We start from the raw sequence: 26,157 nt of genomic DNA, 5'->3' as shown, positions 1-26,157 counted from the left end.
TACCAAGCGTCAGGATTTCACCACTAAAGCGCGTCGCGTTCGAACGGATTCATGCGACGCGCTTTAAGCTCTTGTTTTTATGCATGTCGTTATCGCAAAACCGCTGCGCACTTTTGCGCGACATGCATTAGAGCGTCTTTTGGCCGAACGCTCTGTCGCGTTACAGTTTTACTTGTGGTTCCCCGACAATTCATAATGCCGCCAGTTCTCGATTGGACATCGAGGCGGGATAAGCGGCTCGTATTGAAAGCTTGTTTTCGAGGGAGATGATCACGCTCTCGGCAAAATTTGTTTGGTACATTTCCGACATGCTCGAAAGCCCGCCAGGAGTGAACACATTGATCTCCAGGAGCTTGTCTCCGACAATATCGAGCCCAACGAGGAACATCCCGTCCTGAACGAGTTTCGGTCGCACCATCTCGGCGACGGAAAGCATGTTGTTCGTTACCTCCACCCTCTCGGCGGTGCCCGCGACGTGGATGTTGGAGCGAACCTCGCCCTTTGCAGGCACGCGGCGAAAGGCGGCATATTTGCCGTCGCGTTCCAGCGCCTTTCCATTCATCACGAAGAGACGGACATCGCCGGCCTTGGCTTCGGGCAGGTAGCCCTGCGCAATCAGATAGCCTTCCCCGCTGACCGCTTCGAAGATCTGGTTGAGGTTGGCGTCCTTTGGCGAGTCGATCTTGAAGACGTTCCTGCCGCCGGATCCTTGCAGTGGCTTGACGATAGCGCCTTTGGGCTGCTGCTTGATGAAGGCGCGGATCTCTTCGATGCTCTTGGAAATCAGCGTGACCGGTCGCACGGCTTTGGGAAAGTCCTGGAAGTAGAGCTTGTTTTGAGCGAGGGCCAGCCCACCCGGATCGTTGACGACGAGCGCGCCGCGCTCGGCCGCAAGGCGCCCGAACATCGCGCCGACATTCACTGCCCACGGGCGATCGGCGGCGTCCAGCGAGGGGTCGTTCCGCAGAAAGATGATGTCGATCTCGCGAACGTCGATCGTCTTGATCTCGGTCCTGTCGCTCTGCAAATCCTTGTACAGCGTCTCCGGCTTCTTGTAAGTCGAGCTCGGCAAAGTGATAGCGCGGACCATGAGGCTGTCGTCGGGACGCAGCACGAAATCGTCGGGCGTCAGATAGGAGATTTCGTGACCGCGGCTGAGCGCCCCCAGTGCGAGCAAGGTGGTTGTATAGTGAGGCGTTTCGCGTTCGATCGAATTGACGAAGAATGCAATGCGCATCAAGAGCCCCTAGGTTGCGATCATTTCGACTGGCGAGAGCCCCGATCGTGCCTTTTCGAGACGCCGCTCTGCCTGCGGATCGAACAAAAAGGCAGGCGTTATCTCTGGCGCCCTGAGCAGGCCGCGCAGGTTCAATTCCTGCATGACACCAAAATGCGACGCCGAAATCTTCCCCATCCAGAACGGATCGAGCGCTCCGCCCTTTCCGAGATGGTCGAGCACCTCGAAGAGGCCGCGCAGGTAGATCGCGTCCTTCGCGAGGCCACCACCACGAAATAGCCTAAGGGTCAGATTGAAAGCGCCAATTTCGGTGAAACCGTAGTCGCGAACCAGAACCAGGAAGGTTTCCTGGAACGATGCACCCTCGAGCATGGCCGCGCAAGCAACCACGCGAGCGGCGATGAGACGCACACGCCCTCTTGTCATGCCGCCTGCCAGATACTCGGCGAAGACCGCGAGCCCTTCCTGCACGCCCTCATATCCGGCAAGGCCCGATCGGAAGAGGCGCAGCCCTTGAGCCGACCCATTGAAGTAGGTCAGCAGATGGACACCGATCTCATGGCTGAGCAGCGCCTCGACCCTGTGGCGCGCCATGTTTGTACTGCGTGAGATTAGAAGGCGGGAACCCGAAACCATCAGGCCAGCCGGCAGATCGTCGCGCAATTCGATCATCGGTTCGAAACCGGAATGCTGCCTGCGATAGATTTCGATCATCGAACGCGCCTGGCGCTCTACGAAAAAGCAATCGGCGCTTTCGCCGTGCTCGCCATCCCCCACCTGGTTGCCTCCTGCATTCGCCGTTTTCGCCAGAATGTCTTTCGCAGCATCAAACAATGCAGGCTCGACACGCCCGTAGAGCGCGCGGCCCAACTCGACGAAACGTGTCGTCTCCCGGGCGGACAGCATCGAAAGTTGCAGATCGAGTTCCTGCTGCTTTTCGCGATATAGGTTGAAAAGCACGGGATCCTCAAAGCGATCGAAGTCGATCGAGAAGAGCTTGCTCTTCTCGACATCCACCTGAACGGCCAGCGGCCGATAGAGGAACCTTGGCGCATGCTGGAATCTGCTGGCCTCGAATTCCCGCCACGCCGCGTCGGCGTTGATCGGTGTTACAGCCAGAAGAAAGTCGAAGGTCGCCACGATGTCGTCGATGCTCCGATCGGCGCGGCTGACTGAGTCGACGAAGGCCTGCCTTCCGAGCGCGCGGTGCGTTGGCAGGCTCAGAATGCCGGTGGCTTTGACGAAGGCGGCAATGGCCTGCAGTCCGGCATCGAAGATATTGGCGATCAGTCTTGCCCGCAGATCGGGATAGATCTCGTCGGAGTCGGGCTGTCGATAGATCGGCGCGAAACGCACGGTGAGACAGGGAAGGCCAATGAGACGCGCAGCAAGGCGCGCGTGCGGGTCGTCCGCTGAACGACGTTTATCGAGACGCGGAGAACGGAACTTGACCTCCACGCTCTCGACCGCCGAAGCAAAGCTGTCGAGGGCAGTGCGGATCGCTCGTTGATCGGTGGCGGAAAGCGTGATCTCGAAAGGTGGAAGAAACGGGGCGTCATCACTGAGTAGCCTATCCCGTTCCAACTCGCCGACGTCCAGCAGCACGAAGGCGCCGAAGCGTTTCGCCATGGCGGAGCCTATGGCTTCGATTACCAGAACGGCGGCATCCAGATCGGGAGTGATAAGGTAAGACGCGTTGGACGATGCCACATCCCGCGCCGCATCGTCTTCACGCCCGTCGATCAAATGAACGCAAAGGAAGGGAAGCGCGCGATCGATGTGGAGGCGCCCGCCACCTTCAAGATCTCGCCGAACCGGTTTCCCAGCGTCGATATCGGCGAGAACATCTTCTACAAGCGCCATATCGAGCGCTTTCGCCGGCCTGTCGCTTACTCGCGCTTTGCTCATCTCGTCGCTTGCAGTCTATCCTCCAGGATCGGCAGCGTTGAACGGATCATAGCACGCATCGCGACCAGCGCGGCCTGATCGGGCAATCCGGTCCATTCGTCCATGAAGAATTTTTTTAACTCGACGGCGACAGCACAGCCGGTCTCCGGGAAGGCTTCGTGAATGAACCGCGTTTGCTCGCCCCTGCCTTCAAAAGCGACATTCTCGCGCACGTCCATCCGGCGCCCGCGGAACTCGAACATGCGCAACGCGGCTATGAACGGTTCAACGACATGTGCCCATCGTTCACGGTCCATAGAGAAGGTGCCGATGTTGATATCGGGCGCGGTTTCCGGATCGGATGGCGCCGCGTCTGGCCCGCCACGACGGTGATTGTAGCTGTGAATGTCGAGCACGACGAAACGTCCATGGCGCTCTTCAAGCCCGCGTAAAACCTGTCTTAGCATCGAATAATAGTCGTCGTGCACACGGAGCGAATCCTCGACCGTTTCGGGCGCGGGTTTCTCGCTCCAGATGTCCATTCCCCAGGCCTGTTCGGGCGAGAGGTAGACCGCCGCCTCGCGAGCGCGGTTGAGGTCGACCTCGAAACGCGACCGGTGGAATACGATACGGTTGGGTACATCTCGAATGACGAACTCGGTGAAAGGATCTTCCTCCCGCAACCGGTCGTCGTCGGAGATCGCCAGCAACGCCTCGACGGCACCGCGGACCTCATGACCGTTGTGAATGGCCGTACCCAGGATAGGCGACAAGCCGCGATGAACCGTCCACCAATCGGCTCCCCCAATTTCCATTTTCAGGGGGGCGTCGCCAGCCAGAATTTTGTCGATCGGCGAAGCCATTTCGGGGCTTCGTGTTCGGCCGGACAATCTGGTGTTCGGGGTGGGACCGAGGACGCTGGCGATCAAACTGCGTTTCCGTCGAGTTGCGAATTGCGTTTGGCAAACGTCCTGAGTTTGCCGGTGGTTCGTTCCTTTAAGTGCTCAGCCGTGTCCGCCGCTGTGGCCAGTGTGTTACTCGTGACGGTATCCCCGACCTCAAGTAAACGTCCCGTACTGCTTTCTTGTTCCGATGGAACTATCTGAAATGCCGATGTCTTTTCGTGCGGAGGGTTTCAGATGCCGGCCGGTCAAGACGGCATCGGAATACCGCCACACTTGTTACTCCCACTGTTCGCTTTCCGGTGCCAAACTACCTCATGCCGAAAAACGAGCGATGAGCAGCGAATGGACCCGCGTTTCAGCCATGAGGCGCGGGAATTCGCCCAGAACAGGAGGTATCAAAGCCATGACTTCATCAGCCAAGAGCGGACGGAAAAGCGGACAGACTGCCATGCACACACCACCGGTCGTGTCGCCGCAGGCGTGGGAGGCGGCCCGCGAGCAGCTGCTCGTGAAGGAAAAGGCCCAGACCCGCGCCCGTGACGCGCTGGCCGCCGAGCGCCGGCGGATGCCGTGGATGGCGGTGGAGAAGACCTATGCGTTCGAAGGGCCTCACGGAAAGGCCAGCCTGCTCGACCTGTTCGATGGTCGGCGTCAGCTGATCGTCTACCGCGCCTTCTTCGAGCCGGGAGTGTTCGGCTGGCCCGACCATGCCTGCCGCGGCTGCTCCCTGGTGGCCGACCAGGTCGCCCACGTCGCCCACCTGAACGCCCGTGACACCACCCTCGTCTTCGTCTCGCGTGCGCCCCAGGCTGATATCGCGCGGCTGAAGGCGCGGATGGGCTGGGAGATGCCGTGGTTCACTCTCACCGACAGCTTCGACGCCGATTTCGGCGTGGACGAGTGGCACGGCCACAACGTGTTCATCCGCGACGGCGACCGCGTATTCCGTACCTACTTCATCAACAACCGCGGCGACGAGCAGATGGGAGGCACCTGGAACTACCTCGACATCACCCCGCTGGGCCGGCAGGAGGTCTGGGAGGACTCGCCCGAGGGCTATCCCCAGACCCCGACCTACAAGTGGTGGAACTGGCACGACAGCTACGCCGCGGATCCAGCGGCCGACAAGAAGTGGGCCGAGGTGTCGGACGCCGGAGAGGCGGCGTTCCGGGAGGCGAACACGAAGCAATGAGCCAGGCCTGTTCCGGTGGATCCGACGGGCGGCGGCGGTCGGTCTGAGGGTCCCCGATCGGCCGTGGCGCGAAGCGCTGAGACGAAGAGCGGTCGCGAATGTCCGGAACCGGCGCTCTGTGCTCGCCGGCCGATTCAAACGGCAAGGTTGTCGGTCGATTGACGCCGGGTAGCCGGGGCGACGCACGTTGGACCCAAGCCGACCTTTTTTATTTGCCGCAACCGATCTCCGCGCCCGCAGTTCACAGGCGACAATCCGGCAGGAGCGACCGGACAAGCTGTCGCCGCGGCAGATCAGACTTTGACGAGCATAGCGGTCACATACATGAACGAAACGCCTGCGGCCAATCCCGCCATCGTGGCTGGCGCTGTAAGCGCCGCAGGGCCTCTCCCGTCCGACCTCATCAGGTACGCAGTGACCTCGATGATGACCTGCAGAATGGCTCCCGCTCCGACCGCGAGAGCCAGCGCCGACCACTGCGGCGCATAGGCCAGGCTTCCGATCCAAAGTCCGATGACGGCGGGACCGCCCGCCAGAAGCGCCAAGCCGACGAAGGTCCACAGAGACGGGCGCTTTTTCAGCATCGGCGCGGAAATGCCGATGCCTTCGGTGATGTTGTGCAGCATGAAGCCCAACACCAGAAAAGTGCCCAATCCGGCCGCGCCTGCCGCGAACGCAGCGCCGATGGCCAGCCCCTCGCCAAGATTGTGCAGGCCGATTCCAAGCGCGATGAAGGTGGCGAGCGCAAGTCCGGTCGGCACTCCGTCCCGGCGGCCGGCCGCCATCAGCAGGAGGAAACTCGCAGCGGCTGTGAGGACGACCATGGCCTGTCCCTGGAATATTGCGGCGGACTCGGCCGCCAGTTCGAAAGCTTCAGCCGTGGCGTCGACTAACAGGAACGCCAGCAGGCCGACAGTCAGGGCGAGCAGGAAATTCATGCCGTTGCGGCCGACTCCGCGCAGCGCTGGAAAAAACATCATTCCGATGGCGACTGGAACAAGGCCGACAAACACGCCTAGCAGCGCCTGGGAGGCGAGGCTCCTTGCATCCCGCGTCGGGGTAGGCACGGCGACCGCGATCTCGTGCCCGAACGTCGCTCCGGTTTTGGTGACGATGTTGATGGCATGCGCCTCCCCCAGCACCCAGGGGAAGGGCAGGTGGATCCATGCCGTAGCGCCGCGGGCGAGCGGTCCTGCGGGTTCCTGCGTGAACTGCCAGTATGCGTCGTCAACCTGGACCTGGGCGATCGTCATCGGCTCCGAGCCACCGGCGCGGACCAGGACACGGATGCCGTCGGACGAAAGGATCGTCCGCTCGAAAGTCAGGCTCTCCACAGGCGGAGCGCCGTTCCCGAAGTTTCTGAGCGGGTCAGAGACCACTAGCCAGGTGATCGCCAGGCCGAGGGCGGCCAGCGGCAGGATCAGCCACAGCAAAGCGGCGCGCGATTTTCCGGAGCCGACGGGAGCGGTCGGGTCGGCGGCGGCGATGTGCGAGACCTCGTTCATGCGACCGCCTCCACCACGTCGAACATGCCCGTCCAGCCGAGTTCGGTGAACTCCGACTGATGCGGGTGGAACATGTAGAGACCGGTCTCGTGATCCTTGTAGGTAAACTCGAGGATTCCGCGCTGCGCCTGCACCTGAGTGATCAAGTCGACCGTCCTCAAGGTCGGCGTGAGCGTCGTCCCCTGTTCGAAATAGTCGAAGAAGTTGGCGTGCAAGTGGAACGAGTTGATGGGATCGAACTCGACGACATTGGCCAGATAGATGCGGACTGGGCGGTTGCGGACGATCCTGATCGGCCGCTTCATGTAGGCGTGTGCGACGGTATTCACCGCATAGACTTCGTTCCCGTTGTCGAAGTTGGTGTCGAAGCCGTTCATCACCATGGCGAATTCCTGCCATTCGGCGTTCTCGGGCGTGCCGAGCAAGCGGGAACGGGCGACATCGGCAAGCTCCGGATGGCGGGCCGGATCCGGGTCGATGACGAAAAGGCCGTACATGCCCTTGTGGATATGCCGCTTCAGGGGCAGCGCATGGCAGTGATAGAGATGGCAGCCGAAGGGCCTGGCATCGAACTCGTAGACGAATTCTTCTCCCGGATCGATCAAGCCTGCACCGGGGACGCCGTCCATCCTTGCGGCATGGATGCCGTGGAAGTGCATGGAGTGGGGATGCGAGCCGGAGTTGCGGAAGACCATCCGCAGGTGCTCGCCTTCGGTCGCCCTGAGCGCAGGCCCGGGCACCCGCCCGTTGTAGGTCCAGGCCGGGAACATGATCCCCGGCGCGATTTCGATTTCCTTGTCAACCGCCTCGATCTCGAAAGTCCGAAGGATTCGTCCGTCGGGAAGCGTCGACACCGAGCCCGTTTCCCAGTCCGTCACCATCCGGGAAGGATCGAAACCGTTGCGCTCGTTGTCCACGTCTCCGACGGTGATCATCGATCCGTGGGCGGCCAAATGCGCTGGAGGCGGTGCAGCGCCCGCGGCCGACGTGGCCCCATGGCCGGAATGGGCCGATTGGCCAGCCGCCGTTCCCGCTATCGCCGAGCCTCCGGCCGCCGCTAGGCCGCCCCACAGCAGTCCACGCCTGCTGATCTTTTCGCGGAACCACATGCTGACCTCGGACATAACCGTCACCACAAATGCAAATGAGAATGATTTGCATTAGCATTAAACGGATTGTTTCGCAATCGACTCGCAACCGCATCTATTCGGGGAGGGGCCGTCGGCAAATTGATGTGGTGCGAATTTGCTCCTTACAGAGGGAGCGCGGGGTGATCGCTTGCAGGAGCGCAGATCGCTCCGCCGCTGTTCATGCGGACTTAACGACCGAAAATGGGCGTTTGTAGGTGATCGGTCTCGCCCGGAAACTGGCGGCGGGAGCAGGGCGGCCGACGTGGAAGCCCTGGATTTTATCTATGTCAAATTCGCGTAGAAGGGCCATCTGCTCGTCGGTTTCGACCCCTTCGACCAGGATTTTATGGCCGCGATTTCGGACCAGCGCAATAATGTCTTGCAGCATCGCCTTGCCCCTCGGGGTGCCGCAGTCATGGAGAAACGAGCGGTCGACCTTCACCGTATCGAAATCGATGAGACGAAGCCACGACAGGCCAGCGAAGCCGGTCCCGAAGTCATCAAGCCATATCCTGATCCCCAGCAGCTTCAGGTCGCTGATGCAGCGAAGAATGCCGGAGTGCATCTCCATCTCCAGCCCTTCGGTGATTTCGAGGGCGAGCCTGCTGCCGGCTACGCCAGTCTCGCTCAAAATGGTCGCAACAGAAGCCGCGAAGCCGGGCGTCTTGAGCTGAATCGGAGAGACGTTGACGCTGACGACACGGACGTGATCGTCCGCCAGAAGCTCAGTGCATACTGTCCTTATTGCCCAGCGCCCGAGCGCCAGGACCGCACCAGTTCGTTCCGCGACGGGAATGAATAGGCTCGGCGGAACCGATGTACCGTCCAGCATTTTAAGGCGCATCAGAGCCTCGACGGCTTCAACTCGGCCCGACGCGATATTCTGGATAGGCTGGTAAACGAGTGAAACGAGATCCTGGCCGATCGCGATCTTCAGCAAAGCCGCAATATTCTCGCTCTCGTCGCTGCTTTGGGGATCGTTTGGATCGAACAGCCAGGTACAATTTCGACCGCCTGCTTTTGCCAGATAGAGCGCGCGATCGGCCTCGTGGATGATTTTTTCCAGCTTGGCGCCAATCTGCGGCCTGGTGACTGCAGCGCCAACGCTCACCGTCACAACCGAGATACCGTCTCTGCGCTGCTCGTGGGGAAGCGCGAGGTTCTCCACCGTGCTTCGAATGGCTTCGGCAATATCCGCGACCTGTTCTCTTTTCTCCATGCGAGCCAGGACAATGAATTCCTCACCGCCGTAGCGGCCGATTGAGCCATTGTACTGCTTAATCATCTCGGCAAGGGCATTGGCGACAAGAATCAGGCAGCGGTCGCCTTCTTGATGTCCGTAATAGTCATTGAACCTTTTGAAGAAGTCCACGTCGATGAGGATCGCCACAAAACTTCTGCCAGACCTTTGCCAGTCGCTCCAGTAGTCCCGCAGCTTCTCGTCAATCGCCCGCCGATTCTCCAGACCCGTAAGCGGATCGGTTCTCGACAGATTCAACAGCGCCTGTCCGCGCTCGGTGGCCTCCTTGTGCTGGATTTTGGCTTCAAGGGCATTCAGGAAGACGTTGTAGCGTTCCTCGTTCAGCTTCCAGTTTACGTAAGACGTAAATGTGAAGCATGAAATGTAGAAAGCTCCAAATACCATTTTGTACATTAATGTAGACGGCACAAAATAGTTTACGACATACAATATTACCAAAATTATTGCAGAAGTTACAATAGACAGGCTGAATTTAAACGTGAAGAAGAGATTGGCGCTCATCATGAAGATGGTGCCAAAGACCATATAATACGAGACGCTTTCCTTGTCCGCACCCATGACCGCTGGGCACAGCCACCCAACATAGCCAAAGATGATGGCTCCAGCGCAAGTCACGTCAATCCATTCCGTTCCGACTCCCTGGCGAAGTTGTGCTTCCAGGATCGAGAGTGCAGTCACTCCGACCGCGAAGCGTGCCGTGATCGTATAGAGTGCCACGTCCGGAATCAGCAGCAGATCCGTTGCCGAAAACAGCAGATAGATGGCAACGGCGATCCAAAGCCCTGGCCTGGCGTCCATCCTTCGCTTCGCTTGGCCTTCCTCTCGGTAGAGGTTGCGAAGCTCGTCGGACCGCGGCTCGTAGCGCGGTTCGAACGGTTCCGCATGGGCTATATCGGCCAATGCGGATGACGCGCATTCGTTCGTCACCACAAACCCCATTTGAACGGGGCTTTGTATTCCGAACTCATTTCTAGCTTCTGCCCCCAATGCCGGCCGACTCCTCGGGCGCGACAGCGATTGCGGCGCCTCGCAACAATATGCAGTCGCGCAAATAGGTTTTCGTTAACTCGTATCCGGAATCCGACCCGCAAGGCGTCCAAAGAACCAGCATGGTTGGCGGGAAATTAACGACATCGCTAAAATGCTGGAGATGTGGCTTGGCAAAGATAAAATTTTACGCAATATCTAGCTAATATCTAGTTAATTGTAACTATGGAGTTATGTGGTGGCAACCATCCTCGATGGCAAAAGTCTGATTACTGCCGAGATGATCGCCGCCAGTCTCCCTCGAAGAAAGCTCGAGCCTCACAGCGAAGCGTTCGAAACCGCTCGCGTAGAGCTTGCGCTCATTCTCCACACGACGCACCAGCAAGTCGAGCAACGAAAGGACCCCGCGGAGATCATTCGCCGTCTGATGTCGTATCTCGAAGCAATGCGTTCCAAGGTTCATCCTGACGTTTGGCAAGCATTGATACCGGTAGTGCGGAATCACCCGGTCCTGGAGTACTTTCTTGAGGATCCGCTTACGCGGTGGTCCCATGACAAGCCCAGAGGTTATTCTGGCGACGCGCAGTTGCTCGACTTCATCTATTGTGATCCGCACGTGGCCGAGAGCGTGGCAAACGCCTCGGAAATCGGCAAGGCGCTCTATAGCCATACCAAGGATGTACCGTCGTGCGTCGCGGCCCGGGAACGACGCGATCTTTTAACCCGATATGTCGATGAGATTGCGACCAGGAATGGACCAGAAGCCGAGGTCCTAGCGATTGCGGCCGGCCATTTAAGGGAGGCCAATCGCTCGACCGCCTTGCAGGAGGGCCGTCTCAAGCGCTGGGTTGCGCTCGATCAGGATCCTCAGAGCGTTGGATTGATCACGCGCGACTTCCAGGGCACCGCGGTAGAGGCCATCGACGGTTCGGTACGAACCGTGCTCATGCGGGGTCACAAGCTTGGCAAGTTCGACTTCATCTACGCCTCCGGTCTTTACGACTACCTTGCGTACAACGTCGCCGTGAAGCTCACGAAAACTTGCCTGCAGATGTTGAAGCCGAACGGGACGTTCCTTTTCGCGAACTATGCAGAGGGCAACCCTGACGCCGGCTACCGGGAGACGTTCATGAACTGGGTGTTGCTGCTGCGGTCGGAAGTCGATATGTGGAACATCATCAATGCCAGCGTCGACCGCAACACCGTCGAGGCGCAGGTGTTCTTTGGCGAGAACCGCAACGTCCTGTACGGCGTCATCGAAAAGCGCGGATAGCGATCGCCTTTGGCTGCAAGCTTGTCAGCCGTTGGCGGCAGCCAGTCTGATTGCGTTTTGATCCTAAAGCGCGTCGCGTTTGAATGGATTCATGCAACGCGCTTTAGTTCTTGTTTTTATGCATGTCGTTATCGCAAAACCGCTGCGCACCCTCGGGTCGGGCCTAGGGTCAGGCCCGAGGGCAAGCTTTTGCGCGACATGCATTAAACTTCGAACGCTGCCCTTAACGTCTCGAATGGCGCCAGCGCGCCGCGCACCTGGACGACAGCTGCGGCGACGCGATGCGCGCGCAGCACAGCCTCGGTCGGGAGATGGCCGGCAAGCCGGGCGGCGAGATAGGCGCCATTGAAGGAATCGCCGGCGCCGGTCGTGTCGACGGGGGCGGCGACATGCACGGCCGGAACGGGTTGCGGGGTCCCGTTTGCAGCGATCAGCGCCGGCTCCTCGCCGTTCTTGACGACGACTTCGCCGACCAGCTTTCCCAGCCGTTCCGCGGTTGCTTGCGGCGCTGCGTCGCCGAACAGCATCTGCTCGTCGGGAAAGGTCGGCAGCGCGATGTCGGTGACTGCGAGGGCATCGAGGATCGCGGTCTGCGCTTCCTCGCGCCGGCGCCACAACCGCGGCCGGTAGTTGGGATCGAAGGCGACAAGCGAACCGGCGGCGCGCGCCTTGGCCACCGCGGTCAGCAGCGTGTTGCGCGCGGCGTCATCCAGAATTGCCAAAGTGATTCCGGAAAAATAAACAAGCGACTGATTTTCAAGGCTTTTCGCCAAGGCAGCCGCGTCGGAGGCAAGCTGCCTTGCGGCCGCATCGCCGCGCCAGTAGGTGAAGGAGCGTTCGGCGCCGGTCAGTGTGATCGCATAGAGGCCGGGCCGTGCGCCTGTTATGATCGGGCTGGCGCCGATGCCGATGCCGTTTTGCGCAAAGAAACCGATCTGGTCGCGCGAGAACGGGTCGTCGCCGAAAGCCGACACATAGGTCGCCGGCCGGTCGCCGCTCAGCGCATGCAGCGCCCACAGCGTATTGAACGTGTCGCCGGCAAAACCCATGCGCCAGTTCGGCCCCGCCTGGCCTGAAAGTTCGAGCATGCATTCACCGATCGAGGCGACGCCGTTTCCTGTCATGGATCTCTCTCCTGGTGCATGTCGCCCAAAGCTTGCGCAGCGGTTTTGGGATAACGACATGCACAAAACCAAGACCCGGTGCTGTAGCTTTTTGTGAGCGGCAGCGCCATGCTTGGCCATGGTGGATTTTTGCGCCAGCGGCGTTTTCTCATGCGGACGGCGGGACGCAAGCTGCGCAGCGAGACGTTATCTCCGGAAGAGGAAACGGTTTGGCATCGTTATGGCGTTATGTTCTGGCAGGTCTTGGTCTGGCTGCCTTGCTGGCCGGCATTCTCGCCGCCGTCTTTCTGACCGCGCCGCAAGCGCCCCGGCTTGCCGGTTCCGAAATTGGCCACTCGAAAAGGACGGCGAACGGATTGTTCGTGGCAAGTTTCGAACCGGAGCGGGGCGTTGTCCGTCAAGGCGAACTGCAATCCTGGCTGCTGACCCTCAAGACAGGTGCGGGAACCCCGGTGGAGGGCGCTGCGATCACGATTTCCGGCGGCATGCCGCAGCACAGGCACGGTCTGCCGACCAGCCCGCATGCGACCGATTATCTGGGCGATGGCCGCTATCGCATCGGCGGGGTGAAATTCACAATGAGCGGATTGTGGCAACTGCATTTCGCCATTTCCGCGGCGGCCGGATCCGACACGGTGGTCTTCAATGTGTTGCTCTGAGCGCTGGAGCAAGATGAGCCGCTTTTCGCGACTTTTTGCGCTGCTGGCGATGGCTCTGCTTGCCGGCTGCGGCAAGCCTGAGTTTTCCGATGCCGAAAAGAAGACCATCGCCTCGCTGGCGCTGTCAGCGCTGCCGCCGCTGAAGACCGACACCACCAATCGCTTCGCCGATGTGCCGGCCGCCGCCGCGCTCGGCGCGACACTGTTCTTCGACGTCGGGCTGAGCGGCGACGGCAAGGTTTCCTGCTCGACCTGCCACAAGATCGACCGGCAGTTCCAGGACGATCTGCCGCGAGCGGTTGGTGTCGGCCGCACCAACCGGCGCACCATGCCGCTGGCCAGCGTTGCGCATGACGCATGGTTCTTCTGGGACGGGCGGCGCGACAGTCTCTGGGCGCAGGCGCTGGCGCCGCTGGAAAATCCGCTGGAGCAGGCCGGCAACCGCGCCGCCTACGCGCACTATATCAAGGCGCGATTCGGCGAGCGCTACGAGCGCATCTTCGGGCCGCTGCCCGATCTTTCAAATGTGCCGGCCAATGCCAGTCCGCTCGGCAGCGATGCCGAGAAGGCTGCCTGGAATGCCATGTCCGATGCGCAAGCCGAGGACGTCAACCGCGTCTTCGCCAATATCGGCAAGGCGATCGCCGCCTTCGAGCGATCGATCGCGCCACCGCAGACGCGCTTCGACCGGTTCGCCGCCGCTTTGGATACCGGTATACAGGCGCCGCAGGGCGACGATGCCTTGTCGCCCGAAGAAATCCTCGGGCTAAAACTGTTCATCGGCAAGGCCAATTGCGTGACGTGCCATACCGGGCCGCGTTTCACCGACGGCGGTTTTCACAGCACCGGCGTGCCGCCGGTGGCGAATCTGCCGCCGGATCGCGGCCGCATAGACGCGGTGGCGCAGGTCGAGGCCGATCCGTTCAACTGTTTCGGCGCGTTTCGCGATGGCGACGCCAGCGCCTGTGGCGAGCTGCGCTTCATGGTCAAGGCCGGACCGGAACTCGTCCGCGCCTACAAGACGCCGTCGCTGCGCGGCGCCGCCACCCGTGCGCCCTACATGCATGCCGGGCAATTTTCCTCGCTCGACGAGGTGGTGGCGCATTATTCGAAAGCGCCGGCCAGTGTCGAGGGTGTATCCGAGGTCCACCCGCTGCAGCTTTCGAACCGCGAGCGCGCGGCGCTGGTGGCGTTTTTGAAGACGCTGGCGGAGTGACGTTGGGTTTGTTTTCGACAAGAGCGGACCACTGTCTTGGGCCGCCAAGCACCGATGTAGCCCCCTTTTGTTGACACAATGCAGGGCCGCTGATCATGATAACCAAGGCGCAAAGTGCGACACCTCAGGCTGTGGGAGGATGAAAATGCAGCCACTTGTCATCGACGCAAAGCCTCAACCTGTTTCAATTGATCCGGCCAGGACTGCAGTTCTCGTCGTGGACATGCAGAATGACTTCAGCTCGAAAGGCGGGATGTTCGACAGAGCCGGCATCGATATCTCCGGGATTCAACGGGCTGTCGGCCCTACTGCAAGCGTAATAGCGGCCGCTCGCAAATTGAGACTGCCCATCATCTATCTGAAGATGGGGTATCATTCCGACCTTTCGGATCTCGGGACATCGGATGCTCCCAATCGTCTCCGACATCTCCAGATCTTTGGGGTCGGTGAGAGCATGACAGCGCCGGACGGCAGCGAGAGCCGGATTCTGATCCGCGACACCTGGGGAACGGATATCGTCAGCGACCTAAAGCCGGAGGCGGGGGATGTTGTCCTCTACAAAACCCGGTTCAGCGGCTTCTACGAGACCGAACTCGATTCTGTTCTGAAGACCGCAGGCATCAAACAGCTCATCGCGACAGGATGCACGACCAGCGTGTGTGTGGAGTCGACAATTCGGGACGCCTTTTTCAGGGACTATCACTGCATCCTGCTGACGGATTGCACGAGCGAGCCCATCGCGTTGGACTCCCCAAGGAGCAACCATGACGCCTCAATTACGCTCGTACAGATACTCTTTGGATGGACATCGACGTCCGACCATTTCCTGAGGGCAATCGAGGGGCAAATTCAGGAGCGTCTTGAACGAGCCGGATGAACCGACGAGCTCGGTGAACGCCTACCGATCCTTCACCGTCTCCATCGCCACGAAGGTCGAGGTCTGGGCGACGTGGGGCAGGGCCGAGATGCGCTCGCCGAGCACGCGGCGGTAGGCGGCGATGTCGGTGGTGCGGACTTTCAGGAGATAGTCGAAGCTCGACGCCATCATGTGGCATTGCTCGATCTCCGGCACCGTCTGCACGGCGCGGTTGAAGGCGTCGAGCGCGGCCGAGCGGGTGTCGGACAATTTCACCTGGACGAAGGCGACATGGCCTTCGCCCATGCGCTCGCGATCGATGATCGCCTGGTAGCCGCGGATGATACCGTCCTTTTCCAGCCGCTTGACCCGCGCCTGCACCGGCGTCTTCGACAGGCCGACCTTGGCCGCGAGTTCCGACATGGAAAGCCGGCCGTCGCTGCCCAGCGCCGACAGGATGTTCCTGTCGATGCGGTCCAATTGGTCTTCGTTCATCGATTCTGTGGTCAAGTTGGGGGAAAATCCGGCCCATGATAGTTCAATCGACCTGCCGTGTCGATTTCTTTGGACCGACCGAAACCACGCTTTGTGCTAGCTTGCGCCATTCGGTCCGGTGACCGCCGGACCGCTCTCTGATGCTCGCTCTACAGGACCGTCATGCCAGCGCTCGATGCCATCCGCCAGCAGATCCGTGCCAATTATTTGCCCGACGAAGACGAGGCCGTGAAGCGGCTGGCCGAAGCGACAGGGCTTTCGGAGAAAGAGCGGAAGGCGATCTCGGCCCGCGCCGCCGATCTGGTGCGGGCGGTGCGCGGCTCGTCCGATCCGCGGTTGATGGAGGTCTTCCTGTCCGCTTACGGCCTCTCCACCAAGGAGGGCGTGGCGCTGATGTGTCTGGCCGAAGCGCTGCTTCGGGTACCCGACACCGAGACCATGGACGACCTCATCGCCGACAAGATCGCGCCGCATGACTGGTCGGCGCATTCGGGCGGCTCGAGCTCGATCTTTGTCAATGCGTCGACCTGGGCGCTGATGCTGACCGGTCGAGTGCTCGAGGAAGGCGAGGACGGCATCGAAGGCACGCTGCGCGCCATGGTGCGCCGGCTGGGCGAGCCGGTCATCCGCAGGGCGGTCGCTGCCGCCATGCGCGAAATGGGCGAGCAGTTCGTGCTCGGCCGCACCATTGCCGAGGCCGTCAAGCGCGGCCGGCCAATGACCCAGAAAGGCTATCTCTATTCCTTCGATATGCTGGGCGAAGCGGCTCGCACCGAGGCCGACGCCTTGCGCTATCTCAAGGCCTATGCCGACGCCATCTCGTCGCTCGATGCCGGCGCCAATGGTCCCGACATCCGACAGAACCACGGCATCTCGGTCAAGCTTTCGGCGCTGCATCCGCGCTATGAAGTGACGCAGAAGGAAAAGATGCTGCCCGTGATGGCCGAGCGGCTTTTGTCGCTGGCGCTGGCGGCACGCCATTCGCGCATGGGCCTCAATGTCGACGCCGAGGAGGCCGACCGCCTCGACCTGTCACTCGACGTAATCGAGCGGGTGCTGGCGGAGCCGGAACTCGCCGGCTGGGACGGTTTTGGCGTTGTCGTCCAGGCCTATGGTCCGCGCGCCGCCTTCGTCATCGACTGGCTCTATGCGCTGGCGAAGAAGCACGACCGCACCATCATGGTGCGGCTGGTCAAGGGCGCCTATTGGGACACCGAGATCAAGCGGGCGCAGGCGCTCGGGCTCGACGGCTATCCGGTGTTCACCCGCAAGGCCAACACCGACGTGTCCTACCTCGCCTGCGCGAAAAAGCTGCTGTCGATGACCGACCGCATCTATCCGCAATTCGCCACCCACAACGCCCACACCGTCGCCGCCATCCTGTCGATGGCCAGGGATCGTGACTCCTTCGAGTTCCAGCGCCTGCACGGCATGGGCGAGGCGCTGCACGAGACGGCGCGGCGGGCCGAGGGTACGCGCTGCCGCATCTATGCGCCGGTCGGCGCCCATTCCGACCTGCTTGCCTATCTGGTCCGCCGGCTGCTTGAAAACGGCGCCAATTCTTCCTTCGTCCACCAGCTCACCGACGAGGAGGTCGAGCCGGAGGATATTGCTCGCGACCCGCTCGAGACGGTCGAGAAACAGGGTCCCGCCGCCAATCCGGCGATCCCCAGCCCGTCGGCGATCTTCGGTCCTGCCCGCCGCAACTCGAAGGGGTTCGACATCACCGATCCGCTGACGCTGGCCGCGATCGACAAGGCGAAGACCGAGTTTGCCGGCCCGGACCGCTGGCACGCCAAGCCGATCACCCGGGCCGCCGGCTACGGCAAGCAACGTCCGGTGGTCAATCCGGCAAAGCCCGACGAAGTGGTCGGCACCGTCAGCGAGGCCACCGCCAAGCAGGTCGCGACCGCCGTGCGCATCGCGGTGGAGGCACAGCCGGCATGGGCAAAACGCCCTGTCGCCGAGCGCGCCGCCATCCTCAACCGCGCCGCCGACCTCTATGAGGCCAATGCCGTCGAATTCTTCGCGCTCGCCAGCCGCGAGGCCGGCAAATCGCTGGCCGACGGTGTCGCCGAAGTGCGCGAGGCAGTCGATTTCCTGCGCTATTATGCCGCCGAAGCTGCCAATGCCGAACCGGGAACGCAAGCGCGCGGCGCGATCGCCTGCATCTCGCCGTGGAATTTTCCGCTCGCCATCTTCACCGGCCAGATTGCGGCAGCACTCGTCACCGGCAATTCGGTCATCGCCAAGCCGGCCGAACAGACGCCGCTGATTGCCTTCCGCGCCGTCGAATTGCTGCGCGAAGCCGGCGTCCCGGAAGACGTCATCCAGCTTCTGCCCGGCGACGGTCCCTCGGTCGGTGGCCCGCTGACCGCCGACCCGCGCATTGCCGGCGTCTGCTTCACCGGCTCGACCGAGGTCGCCAAGCTGATCGAAAAGCAACTGGCCGAGACTGCCGCGCCCGATGCCATGCTGATCGCCGAGACCGGCGGGTTGAATGCCATGATCGTCGATTCGACCGCGCTGCCCGAGCAGGCGGTGCGCGACATCCTGGCCTCGGCCTTCCAGAGTGCCGGCCAGCGCTGCTCGGCGCTGCGCGTGCTCTATGTGCAGAAGGACGTCGAGAAGAAGATGCTGGAGATGCTGAAGGGCGCGATGGAAGCGCTCAGCCTCGGCGATCCCTGGCGGATATCGACCGATGTCGGCCCGGTCATCGACGACGAGGCACAAAAATCGATCCGCGACTATTGCACTGACATGGGCCTGCAGGGCCGGCTGATCGCCAAGCTCGAAACGCCGAAGGATGGCCGCTTCGTGGCGCCGCATGTCTTTCGGGTCAAGGGGATCGAGGACATGGAGCGCGAGGTGTTCGGGCCGGTGCTGCATGTCGCCAGCTTCGACGCCGACGATATCGACGGGGTCATCGCCGCGATCAACCGCAAGGGTTATGGCCTGACCTTCGGCCTGCACACCCGCATCGAAGGCCGCGCCCAGCATTTCGTCGACGGCATCCATGCCGGCAACATCTATGTCAACCGCAACCAGATCGGCGCCGTCGTCGGCTCGCAGCCGTTCGGCGGCGAAGGGCTTTCCGGCACCGGACCGAAGGCCGGCGGGCCGCACTATCTCAGGCGGTTCCGCAAGGGGCCGCAGGCGGGCACGCCTATTCTTGACGGCCGCAAGGTGACGGCGACCGAACTCGCCGACAATCTGCCGGACCCGGCGCTGGGCGGCTGGTCGACGCGGGCGGACCGGGTGGCGGTGCTGAGGAAGCATTTGCGCGGCAAGGGTGCCGCGGCCATCGGTGCCGCCGCCAGCATCGATTTCGGCCAGGTCGATTTGCCCGGGCCGACCGGCGAGGCCAACACGCTGTCGCTGTCGCCGCGCGGCCGCGTGCTGTGCCTCGGACCGGACGCCGACACGCTGCTTGGCCAGACCATCCAGGCGCTAGCCGCCGGCAATGCGGTGCTGGCCGTCGCGCCGGGTGCGCCGGCGGCACTTTCATCATTGACCGGCAAGGGCCTGCCGCTGGCGGCCATCGACGGCCGGCCCGACCCGGTCGAGGCACGCGCGCTGCGCGTCGACGTCGTTGCCTTTTCCGGCACGCCCGAGGCCGCTCGCATCGTGCGCAAGGTGATCGCCGACCGCACCGGCCCGATCGTGCCGCTGGTCAGCGAAGTGCTCAACCCGGCGGCCTACGCGCATGAGCGCGCCGTCTGCGTCGACACCACGGCCGCCGGCGGCAACGCCAGCCTGCTGGCCGCGGTGTGAGGGTCGGCCGGGGCTTCGCATAGCGGGGCGACTCTTCCTTCTCCCCTTGTGGGAGAAGGTGGCCGCGAAGCGGTCGGATGAGGGGTGTTCCAGCTTGGCACGGACGGCGATCCTTCCAACACCCCTCATCCGTCTTGGCGCTGCGCGCCAATCCACCTTCTCCCACACGGGGAGAAGGGAGAAGGGGCGGCGCCGAGATCGGCAATTGGCTGCGGACGAGGTCATGTCACGCGCCCTCGACGACCGAAAAGCCCTCGAACTGCGGATGGCCGAGATAGTGCAGCTTGGTGGAGCCGGCGTTGCGGTGCGCGGCGCGGAAATTTTCGGATTTGGTCCAGGCGACGAAATCCTCATGGCTCGCCCACACCGTGTGCGAAGCGAACAGCGTGTAGCCTTCGGCCTCGTTGACCGGACCGCGCAGCAGATGAAATTGCTTGAAACCTTTCATTTCTGAGAGGCTGGAATCACGGCTCTTCCAGACATCCTCGAAGGCCTCCTCGGAGCCATTCTGGACTTTGAAGCGGTTCATGGCGATGTACATTGGCCGTCCTTTCGTGACTGCAGTTTTATGATGCGTGTTGGAATGCCTGATACGATGAGGCGCAGGCTGTCAAAATGGACCGATCCGCGCTTTAAACACCCAGCTTGACTTGCCGGTTTCGCTTGGAATGGGAGGGAACGGTGCCTGCTTGCGCACCAGTGTCAAAGCGAATTGATCAAGCTCCGCAGAGCCTGAGCTTTCGGCAAGCTGTATGTCGCTGATGCTGCCGTCGGCCATGACAACGAAAACGACCCTGGCATTGTTGCGAGCGCTCGCCTGTATCGCTTTCGAAACATGACGGTTGGCGCGGGCAAGCTTGTTCTGGACTTCACCGCTGTAGCCGGATTCGATCGCATTGCCTGCCCCTGCCTGCTCCTTGCCCTTGCTGGCAGCCACCGCGGCGCGCTCCTCGCCATCCGCGGCGCCGCGGGCCTCGTTGGTTTCGCCGGCTCCGACAGGACCTGGTGTAGCGCTCGGCCTTGGCGTCGGGATCGGCGGCTGTCCGACATCGGCAGGAGGCGCCTCGGCGGTTTCGGCCGGGGCAGCCGGCTCTGCCGGCGTTTCGATCTTCGGAGCCACGCGCTGCTCGTCCACCTGCGGGCTGTCGGCCATCATGTCTGGCGCGGCAGTGGGTTGCTCGACAATCTGCGGCAAGGGTGCGGGCGGCTGCGTGGCCATTTCCCTGATCGGCCGGTCCCCGGTGGGCCGGTCGGCAGGCGGCTCTGGCTTGATCTGGGGCTTGACCTCAGGCTTGGCTGGCCGCGGGTCGGGCACCAGGGTGACGTTCATCGCGCCCGGCACCTTACCATTCAAGGCGCTGCCGACCACGTCGGCGCCGGTTCGATCGGCGCCTTCCATCTCGATTGCGTCCCCGGCATCAAACGTGCCTGCAGGTGCGATGAGAAAAGCGGCCGCCACCGCCGCATGAAACAGGCAGGAGGCGACGATTGCCGCCGTCCAATTGCGGCTCATCGCTGACGGTCGGGCAGGCGCAAGCGGTCCGGTCGGCGCAAGCGCCAGTTCGCCATCGGCGTCGGGGAGGGGACTGATGTTCTGCATGGCTCGCGGCGAGACCTGCCGCAACCGGCGCGGACTTGTCAAATCAACATCATTTGCCCTAGCGGCAACAGGCAGCGGACCACACCACTATGTTTCGAGCGAATGCGGGCTCCAGCCCCACTGTCTTCCCACTGCCTTCTCAGACCCCGAAGGCGATGCCGGTCTTGGTCTCGGTCTTCAGTCCGCGCATGCAAGCGTCCGGCTTGATGCCGGTGCCGGCGCATTCGGTCGAGCTGTTGATCAGCACGCGGCTGACCTTGGCGCAGTCGGCGCCGGCAAGATCGAAACGCGTCACCTTGGTCTTGCCCGCCGGCAGGTCCTTGAAGTCGAGCACCGTCAGCCGGTCGACGACGCCGGCCTCGTTGAACAGCGCGATCTCGAACGCCGCTTTCGAGAGGTCGGCGCCGAGCGTGTTGTTGACCACGAAGGTCAGACGGCAGCCTTTTTCGGAGGCCTGCGCGCCATTGAGCTCAAGCGTGAGAGCAGGGGCCGGCGCAGACTGTTGCGCCCACGCCGGACCCATCGCAAGCGGCATGGCCAGCACCGAGGTCAGCAGGCGAAGCGATGCCGTCAAGCTTGTCATTGTCGTCAGCCTCCAAATCGCATTGTCGCCGCCAGCTTGAGCGTGACACCAGGCTCGTAAACTACAACAGTGGCCGATGCATTCAACGGGTTGGTGTATTTGACGTCGAACAAATTGTCGGCGCGGAAGTCGACCTTGAGATTGTCGGTCGCCTGGTAGCTGGCGAAGGCGTTGACCAGCGTGTAGTCCTTGGCCACCGGATTGCCCTTCGGCTTGCCATTATACTGCACCTCGCCGCCGACGGTCAGCTTGTCCTCCAGAAAGCGGAAGCCGAGTTGCCCGGTGACCTGCGAAGAGGGGACGGTGACGAGGTCTGCCCGCTCGCCGTCGTAGGAAATAGTGTGGCCATCGATGATCGACGTGGAAAGCCCGGCGAAACCCCAGCCGGCGTCATAGACGCCTTCCATTTCAAAGCCGCGGATCCTGGCTTCTGCAAAGTTCTGGTCTGGAAGCAGGTCGGGATGCCGGGGCCGAACGGGCAGCCGCTGGTCGGGTCGAATGCCGACGGGGTGACGCCTTCGATGTAGTCGTCGACCTCGTTGTCGAAGTAGGCCGCCTTGAAACGAAACGCGTCGCCGGCTTCGAAGATGTCGTCGCGCTTGTAGTTGACACCGAATTCGACGGTCTTGCCAGTTTCAGGCTTCAGATCGGGAATGGGGAGGAAGGGAAAGCTGACGCCTGCCGGATGATTGCCGCTGATGAGGGTTTCCGACAGCGAGGAGAGCGATATCCCTCGGCATAGGTGCCGTAGAATTGCAGTCCCGCAAGGCTGGCGGTTTCGAACGGCGAGACGCCGACGGTGATGCGCGGCGACCTGCATTTTCGATGTGTCCGGCTTCTTAAATCTTGACTCGGTTAGTCCGGTATTGCACTGACTAGTAAACATGAATATTCAAGTCAAGAAATGAATCGGCATTTCACGCAAGCGCCGCGCCAGCGACCAGGCGCGGCCCGGCCCAGGAAAGGGATCGAAACCAGATGAACACGCACAATCCCAATGACTTTCGCGATCGCGTCCGCCGTTCCGACGACAATTCGGCTCGTTTCGATCGGGTCCCATTGACGGTGAGGACCCTGTCCAGCAACTCGCTGTTCCAGGGCGAGCACGAGATCGGTATCGAGCATCACGGAGCGCTCTACCGGCTAAAAATCACCCGCCAGGGCAAGCTCATCCTCAACAAGTAGGTAATAAAATTATGGACCAGCGCGTAAAGCCCGCGCCGCACGAGATCCGGCGGGCGCGGGCAGACAATCCGAAGACGCGCGAGCGCGATCTCGCCGCCCAGCTTGGCATTTCGGAGGCCGAGCTGGTCGCCGCGCATTGCGGCGACGGCGCCCTCCGCGTCGAGCCGCGCGTCAATGATCTTTTGACCGGCCTCGAGGCCGTCGGCGAGGTCATGGCGCTGACGCGCAATGAAAGCGCTGTGCACGAGAAGATCGGCGTCTACGACAAGGTCGTGACCGGCAACCACAATGCCATGGTGCTTGGCGAGAACATCGACCTGCGCATCTTCCCGAAAGTCTGGGCGCACGGCTTTGCCGTCGAAAAGCGCGACGGCGGCGATATCAGGCGCAGCCTGCAGTTCTTCGATGCGGCAGGCGAGGCGGTGCACAAGGTGCATCTGCGGCCGGCGTCCAACCTCTATGCCTATCAGAAGCTGGTGGCCGAGCTGGAATCGCCGAACCAGGAGTCGAGCGTCGCGATTTCAGAAGGCGGGCCTGAAAGCGAGGCCGAGACTTCCGCCGCTTCCGCTGACGTCGACGATCTGCGCGACCGCTGGAGCCGGCTGGCCGACGTGCATCAGTTCTTCGGTATGCTGAAGACGCTGAAGCTCGACCGCCGCCAGGCGATGCGCATGGTCGGCCAGGATTACGCCTGGCTGCTCGACAACGATGCCATCAGCGCCATGTTGCATCATGGCGCCGAGGGCGAGATGCCGATCATGTGCTTTGTCGGCAATCGCGGCTGCATCCAGATCCATTCGGGCCCGATCACCTCGATCAAGCCGATGGGGCCGTGGATCAACGTGCTGGACGAGACGTTCCACCTGCATCTGCGGACCGACCACATCCAGGAGGTCTGGGCCGTGCGCAAGCCGACCAAGGATGGCCATGTCACGTCTGTCGAAGCCTATGGCGCCGACGGCAAGATGATCATCCAGTTCTTCGGCAAGCGCCACGAAGGCGAAAGCGAACGCGAGGACTGGCGGTTTCTGGCAGAGAATCTGCCGCGCATTCCAAGCCCGACCGCAGCCTGAGGACAATAACAATGGCTCCTTTGCTTGAACGGGCGCGTGTTTTTAGAATGGCGCTTGGGGCCACGATGTGCCTTTCGTTGGCCTTTGCGCTGCCGGCCCGCGCCGCCGAAGGGACGGAGGTTTTTGCGGACCCGTCGAAGATAGCGGCCATTGGCGGTTCGATCACCGAGATCGTCTTTGCGCTCGGCGAGCCGGACCGGCTGGTCGCTCGCGATTCGACCAGCAATTATCCCGAGGCGGCGCTCAAGCTGCCTGACGCTGAAGAAGACGAGCATCCCGTTCATCGAGGTGCCCGAGCGCTACGACCACGACGGCATTGTCGAAAAGATCCGCATCGTCGGCAAGGCGCTTGGCGCCGACGCGGTCGACGGCTTCTCCGGCTACAAGCAATTGTCCGACGAGGCTGTCATCACCGCCAGGCCGGACGTGATCCTGATGATGAACAATGCCGGTCCCGGCATATCGGACGACGAATTGTTCGCGAACCCGTCCATATTGTCGACACGGGCGGGTGCGGTGCGCCAGTTGGTCAGCATGGATCGCGGCTATCTGCTCGGCTTCGGGCCGCGCACCGCCGACGTCATCCGCGACCTTGCCGCCTCGCGTTATGGCGGGCAGGCCGCGGACTGAGCGGGCGCCCAATGGTGGATCAATCGATCGCTGGTGCGGGCACTATGGCGGCAGCATCCGACGGTGACCGTTCGGGGCGCGCGCAACGCCATCCTGCTTTTGTGCCTCGGACTTGCCGTTGCCGTCCTGTTGTCGCTGACATCAGGCGCATCCGATGCCTCGGCCGTCAGCGTCGTTGGCGACTGGCTGTTGGGTGCCGCACCCGGCAATGAGGCGCTGAGCGCGCGCGACCGCCTGACCGTCTACGATATCCGCCTGCCGCGTGTCACGCTCGGCGTGCTGATCGGCGCAGCGCTTGCCGTCTCCGGCGCGGTGATGCAAGGGCTGTTCCGCAACCCGCTGGCAGACCCCGGTCTCATCGGCGTTTCGGCAGGAGCGAGCCTCGGCGCGGTGTCCGTCATCGTGCTTGGCGCCACAGTGCTGGCCGATAACTTCGATGCTGGGCACATTCGCTCTGCCGCTGGCGGCGTTCTGCGGCGGGCTGGCGACGACGCTGCTGCTCTATCAGGTGGCCACCCGGCACGGCCAAACCTCGGTCGCCAGCATGCTGCTCGCCGGTATCGCGCTGGCGGCCCTTGCCATGGCGCCGACCGGTATCCTGATCTTCATGGCCGACGACCGGCAGTTGCGCGACCTGACCTTTTTGGCAGCTCGGCTCGCTCGCCGGCGCGACCTGGCAAAAAATCGGCTCCGTCGGGCCTGTCATCGTGCTGGCGTTGGCGGCGATGCCGTTCCTGGCGCGGGGCCTCAACGCGCTGGCGCTGGGCGAAGCCACCGCCGGCCATCTCGGCATTCCGGTTCAGCGGCTGAAATACACTGCCATCATCGGCGTTTCGGCTGCAGTCGGGGCGTCTGTCGCCGTCAGCGGCGGCATCGGCTTTGTCGGCATCGTCGTGTCGCATCTGCTGCGCCTGGCCATCGGCCCGGACAACCGTTATTTGCTGCCGGCCTCGGCGCTGCTTGGCGCTTGCCTGCTGCTGCTGTGCGCGAGATCGTCAGGCTCGGCCTGCTCGGCGGGCGCTCGGGCGCGCTGCCCGGCGAGGACGAGCGCCTGCCCGAACGGGCGCTGGCGCGGGTCGATCTCGATGGCTTTGCCGGCCGTTTCTACCAGGAGCTTTCGGGCGGCGAACAGCAGCGCGTGCAACTGGCCCGTGTGCTCTGCCAGGTGTGGGCGCCGCTCCTCGACGGCAAACCGCGCTATCTCTTCCTCGACGAGCCGGTTTCCAGCCTCGACATCAAGCACCAATTGATCATCATGAACATCGCCCGCGATTTCGCCAGAAGGGGCGGCGGCGTGGTCGCCATCCTGCACGACCTTAATTTGACGGCGATGTATGCCGACCGGATTTTCGTCATGCACCGCGGCAGGCTTGCCGCCACCGGGTCACCGCAGGACGTGCTGAGCGACGATCTGATCGAAAAAGTATTCGATTGCCGGCTGAGGGTCGGCGTGCTGCCGGCCGGAGACATGCCGTTCGTCCTGCCGCAGTCAGCGGCGTAAGTTCCAACTTGCAAGGTCGGCGCTGCCCCTCATCGCCCTGCCGGCCTTTTTGCAACGATGGAGATTGGCGAAACCGTCGATGAC

General features: G+C 62.2%; 20 protein-coding genes and 4 pseudogenes. 11 read left to right on the top strand and 13 right to left on the bottom strand.

The features are described from left to right. Positions 1-190: 190 nt before the first annotated feature. From AC0L14_RS04805 to AC0L14_RS04795, 3 genes are read right to left on the bottom strand one after another with little or no spacing between them, the layout of a single operon-like run. Entirely contained in the window at positions 191-1,237 is a 1,047-nt protein-coding gene (locus tag AC0L14_RS04805; protein WP_473486535.1) for a glutathione synthetase, read from the bottom strand. Between the two features lie 9 nt (positions 1,238-1,246). Then, positions 1,247-3,145, bottom strand: a complete 1,899-nt coding sequence (locus AC0L14_RS04800) for a flavohemoglobin expression-modulating QEGLA motif protein (protein WP_473748781.1) — start codon at positions 3,143-3,145, stop codon at positions 1,247-1,249. Continuing rightward, positions 3,142-3,939 (bottom strand): N-formylglutamate amidohydrolase, encoded by a 798-nt coding sequence (locus tag AC0L14_RS04795; RefSeq protein ID WP_473486628.1) that lies wholly within the window; start codon positions 3,937-3,939, stop codon positions 3,142-3,144. Before AC0L14_RS04795 ends, AC0L14_RS04800 begins: the two co-directional genes overlap by 4 nt. Before the next feature lie 493 nt (positions 3,940-4,432). Here AC0L14_RS04795 and AC0L14_RS04790 point away from each other — a divergent pair, with 493 nt between their 5' ends. Then, complete coding sequence (locus AC0L14_RS04790; protein WP_473748780.1) at positions 4,433-5,221, top strand: DUF899 domain-containing protein; 789 nt, start codon at positions 4,433-4,435, stop codon at positions 5,219-5,221. Between the two features lie 293 nt (positions 5,222-5,514). Here AC0L14_RS04790 and AC0L14_RS04785 read toward each other — a convergent pair whose 3' ends face one another. From AC0L14_RS04785 to AC0L14_RS04775, 3 genes are all read right to left on the bottom strand, one after another. Continuing rightward, entirely contained in the window at positions 5,515-6,726 is a 1,212-nt protein-coding gene (locus AC0L14_RS04785; protein ID WP_473748779.1) for a ZIP family metal transporter, read from the bottom strand. Further along, the gene (locus AC0L14_RS04780) at positions 6,723-7,850 is read right to left on the bottom strand and encodes a multicopper oxidase domain-containing protein (RefSeq protein WP_473486530.1); all 1,128 of its coding nucleotides are present in this window, start codon (positions 7,848-7,850) and stop codon (positions 6,723-6,725) included. Before AC0L14_RS04780 ends, AC0L14_RS04785 begins: the two co-directional genes overlap by 4 nt. A gap of 184 nt (positions 7,851-8,034) precedes the next feature. Beyond that, the gene (locus AC0L14_RS04775; RefSeq protein ID WP_473527665.1) at positions 8,035-10,056 is read right to left on the bottom strand and encodes a putative bifunctional diguanylate cyclase/phosphodiesterase; all 2,022 of its coding nucleotides are present in this window, start codon (positions 10,054-10,056) and stop codon (positions 8,035-8,037) included. Positions 10,057-10,342: 286 nt separating this feature from the next. Between AC0L14_RS04775 and AC0L14_RS04770 the strand changes: the two genes are divergently transcribed. After that, positions 10,343-11,377 (top strand): class I SAM-dependent methyltransferase, encoded by a 1,035-nt coding sequence (locus tag AC0L14_RS04770; protein ID WP_473748778.1) that lies wholly within the window; start codon positions 10,343-10,345, stop codon positions 11,375-11,377. 203 nt (positions 11,378-11,580) lie between these two features. On the opposite strand, the gene AC0L14_RS04765 is transcribed toward AC0L14_RS04770, so the two are convergent. After that, positions 11,581-12,501, bottom strand: coding sequence for a sugar kinase (locus tag AC0L14_RS04765; RefSeq protein WP_473748777.1), 921 nt, complete (start codon positions 12,499-12,501; stop codon positions 11,581-11,583). A gap of 209 nt (positions 12,502-12,710) precedes the next feature. Between AC0L14_RS04765 and AC0L14_RS04760 the strand changes: the two genes are divergently transcribed. From AC0L14_RS04760 to AC0L14_RS04750, 3 genes are all read left to right on the top strand, one after another. After that, entirely contained in the window at positions 12,711-13,160 is a 450-nt protein-coding gene (locus AC0L14_RS04760; RefSeq protein WP_473486627.1) for a FixH family protein, read from the top strand. A gap of 13 nt (positions 13,161-13,173) precedes the next feature. Further along, positions 13,174-14,376 carry a cytochrome-c peroxidase gene (locus AC0L14_RS04755; protein WP_473748776.1) on the top strand — a complete coding sequence of 401 codons (1,203 nt, stop codon included), beginning with the start codon at positions 13,174-13,176 and terminating at the stop codon, positions 14,374-14,376. A gap of 145 nt (positions 14,377-14,521) precedes the next feature. Next, entirely contained in the window at positions 14,522-15,253 is a 732-nt protein-coding gene (locus tag AC0L14_RS04750; RefSeq protein ID WP_473748775.1) for a cysteine hydrolase family protein, read from the top strand. Positions 15,254-15,274: 21 nt separating this feature from the next. Here the strand turns inward: AC0L14_RS04750 and AC0L14_RS04745 are convergent, their stop codons facing one another. After that, positions 15,275-15,727, bottom strand: coding sequence for an Lrp/AsnC family transcriptional regulator (locus tag AC0L14_RS04745; RefSeq protein WP_123150538.1), 453 nt, complete (start codon positions 15,725-15,727; stop codon positions 15,275-15,277). 162 nt (positions 15,728-15,889) lie between these two features. On the opposite strand from AC0L14_RS04745, the gene putA reads away from it, so the two are divergent. After that, positions 15,890-19,501, top strand: a complete 3,612-nt coding sequence (gene putA / locus AC0L14_RS04740) for a bifunctional proline dehydrogenase/L-glutamate gamma-semialdehyde dehydrogenase PutA (RefSeq protein ID WP_473748774.1) — start codon at positions 15,890-15,892, stop codon at positions 19,499-19,501. Between the two features lie 226 nt (positions 19,502-19,727). Here the strand turns inward: putA and hmuQ are convergent, their stop codons facing one another. The 5 genes and pseudogenes from hmuQ to AC0L14_RS04715 form a co-directional block, all read right to left on the bottom strand. Beyond that, positions 19,728-20,042 carry a heme-degrading protein HmuQ gene (gene hmuQ, locus AC0L14_RS04735; protein WP_473527646.1) on the bottom strand — a complete coding sequence of 105 codons (315 nt, stop codon included), beginning with the start codon at positions 20,040-20,042 and terminating at the stop codon, positions 19,728-19,730. Between the two features lie 69 nt (positions 20,043-20,111). Continuing rightward, positions 20,112-21,101: an energy transducer TonB family protein gene (locus AC0L14_RS04730; protein WP_473748773.1), complete on the bottom strand. Its 990-nt coding sequence runs from the start codon at positions 21,099-21,101 to the stop codon at positions 20,112-20,114. A 139-nt stretch (positions 21,102-21,240) separates the two neighbouring features. After that, positions 21,241-21,684: a hypothetical protein gene (locus AC0L14_RS04725; protein WP_236376692.1), complete on the bottom strand. Its 444-nt coding sequence runs from the start codon at positions 21,682-21,684 to the stop codon at positions 21,241-21,243. A 5-nt stretch (positions 21,685-21,689) separates the two neighbouring features. Further along, a complete protein-coding gene (locus AC0L14_RS04720) occupies positions 21,690-22,091 on the bottom strand; it encodes a TonB-dependent receptor domain-containing protein (RefSeq protein WP_473527644.1) in 402 nt (133 codons plus the stop codon). A gap of 137 nt (positions 22,092-22,228) precedes the next feature. After that, positions 22,229-22,504 (bottom strand): annotated as a pseudogene (locus AC0L14_RS04715) (hypothetical protein); the annotation flags it as partial. A gap of 158 nt (positions 22,505-22,662) precedes the next feature. On the opposite strand from AC0L14_RS04715, the gene hemP reads away from it, so the two are divergent. From hemP to AC0L14_RS04690, 5 genes and pseudogenes are all read left to right on the top strand, one after another. Further along, positions 22,663-22,869, top strand: coding sequence for a hemin uptake protein HemP (hemP, locus tag AC0L14_RS04710; RefSeq protein ID WP_473527643.1), 207 nt, complete (start codon positions 22,663-22,665; stop codon positions 22,867-22,869). Between the two features lie 11 nt (positions 22,870-22,880). Next, complete coding sequence (locus AC0L14_RS04705) at positions 22,881-23,942, top strand: hemin-degrading factor (RefSeq protein ID WP_473748772.1); 1,062 nt, start codon at positions 22,881-22,883, stop codon at positions 23,940-23,942. Positions 23,943-23,953: 11 nt separating this feature from the next. After that, positions 23,954-24,572: pseudogene (locus AC0L14_RS04700) on the top strand (heme/hemin ABC transporter substrate-binding protein). A gap of 11 nt (positions 24,573-24,583) precedes the next feature. Continuing rightward, positions 24,584-25,555 (top strand): annotated as a pseudogene (locus tag AC0L14_RS04695) (FecCD family ABC transporter permease); the annotation flags it as partial. Then, positions 25,555-26,073 (top strand): annotated as a pseudogene (locus AC0L14_RS04690) (ATP-binding cassette domain-containing protein); the annotation flags it as partial. The pseudogenes AC0L14_RS04695 and AC0L14_RS04690, both read left to right, overlap by 1 nt. Positions 26,074-26,157: the final 84 nt, after the last annotated feature.

This window comes from Mesorhizobium sp. WSM4841 (assembly GCF_055811515.1).
Note: the sequence above shows the minus strand (reverse complement) of the source record. Positions and strands in the feature narration are given on the sequence as shown.

Coding starts and splice junctions, on each gene's coding strand:
- AC0L14_RS04725 (WP_236376692.1), bottom strand. CDS start 21,684: ATGACAAGCTTGACGGCATCGCTTCGCCTGCTGACCTCGGTGCTGGCC.
- AC0L14_RS04745 (WP_123150538.1), bottom strand. CDS start 15,727: ATGAACGAAGACCAATTGGACCGCATCGACAGGAACATCCTGTCGGCG.
- AC0L14_RS04775 (WP_473527665.1), bottom strand. CDS start 10,056: ATGGGGTTTGTGGTGACGAACGAATGCGCGTCATCCGCATTGGCCGAT.
- AC0L14_RS04785 (WP_473748779.1), bottom strand. CDS start 6,726: ATGAACGAGGTCTCGCACATCGCCGCCGCCGACCCGACCGCTCCCGTC.
- AC0L14_RS04795 (WP_473486628.1), bottom strand. CDS start 3,939: ATGGAAATTGGGGGAGCCGATTGGTGGACGGTTCATCGCGGCTTGTCG.
- putA (WP_473748774.1), top strand. CDS start 15,890: ATGCCAGCGCTCGATGCCATCCGCCAGCAGATCCGTGCCAATTATTTG.
- hemP (WP_473527643.1), top strand. CDS start 22,663: ATGAACACGCACAATCCCAATGACTTTCGCGATCGCGTCCGCCGTTCC.
- AC0L14_RS04800 (WP_473748781.1), bottom strand. CDS start 3,145: ATGAGCAAAGCGCGAGTAAGCGACAGGCCGGCGAAAGCGCTCGATATG.
- AC0L14_RS04750 (WP_473748775.1), top strand. CDS start 14,522: ATGCAGCCACTTGTCATCGACGCAAAGCCTCAACCTGTTTCAATTGAT.
- AC0L14_RS04765 (WP_473748777.1), bottom strand. CDS start 12,501: ATGACAGGAAACGGCGTCGCCTCGATCGGTGAATGCATGCTCGAACTT.
- AC0L14_RS04730 (WP_473748773.1), bottom strand. CDS start 21,101: ATGCAGAACATCAGTCCCCTCCCCGACGCCGATGGCGAACTGGCGCTT.
- hmuQ (WP_473527646.1), bottom strand. CDS start 20,042: ATGTACATCGCCATGAACCGCTTCAAAGTCCAGAATGGCTCCGAGGAG.
- AC0L14_RS04720 (WP_473527644.1), bottom strand. CDS start 22,091: ATGGAAGGCGTCTATGACGCCGGCTGGGGTTTCGCCGGGCTTTCCACG.
- AC0L14_RS04805 (WP_473486535.1), bottom strand. CDS start 1,237: ATGCGCATTGCATTCTTCGTCAATTCGATCGAACGCGAAACGCCTCAC.
- AC0L14_RS04705 (WP_473748772.1), top strand. CDS start 22,881: ATGGACCAGCGCGTAAAGCCCGCGCCGCACGAGATCCGGCGGGCGCGG.
- AC0L14_RS04790 (WP_473748780.1), top strand. CDS start 4,433: ATGACTTCATCAGCCAAGAGCGGACGGAAAAGCGGACAGACTGCCATG.
- AC0L14_RS04755 (WP_473748776.1), top strand. CDS start 13,174: ATGAGCCGCTTTTCGCGACTTTTTGCGCTGCTGGCGATGGCTCTGCTT.
- AC0L14_RS04780 (WP_473486530.1), bottom strand. CDS start 7,850: ATGTCCGAGGTCAGCATGTGGTTCCGCGAAAAGATCAGCAGGCGTGGA.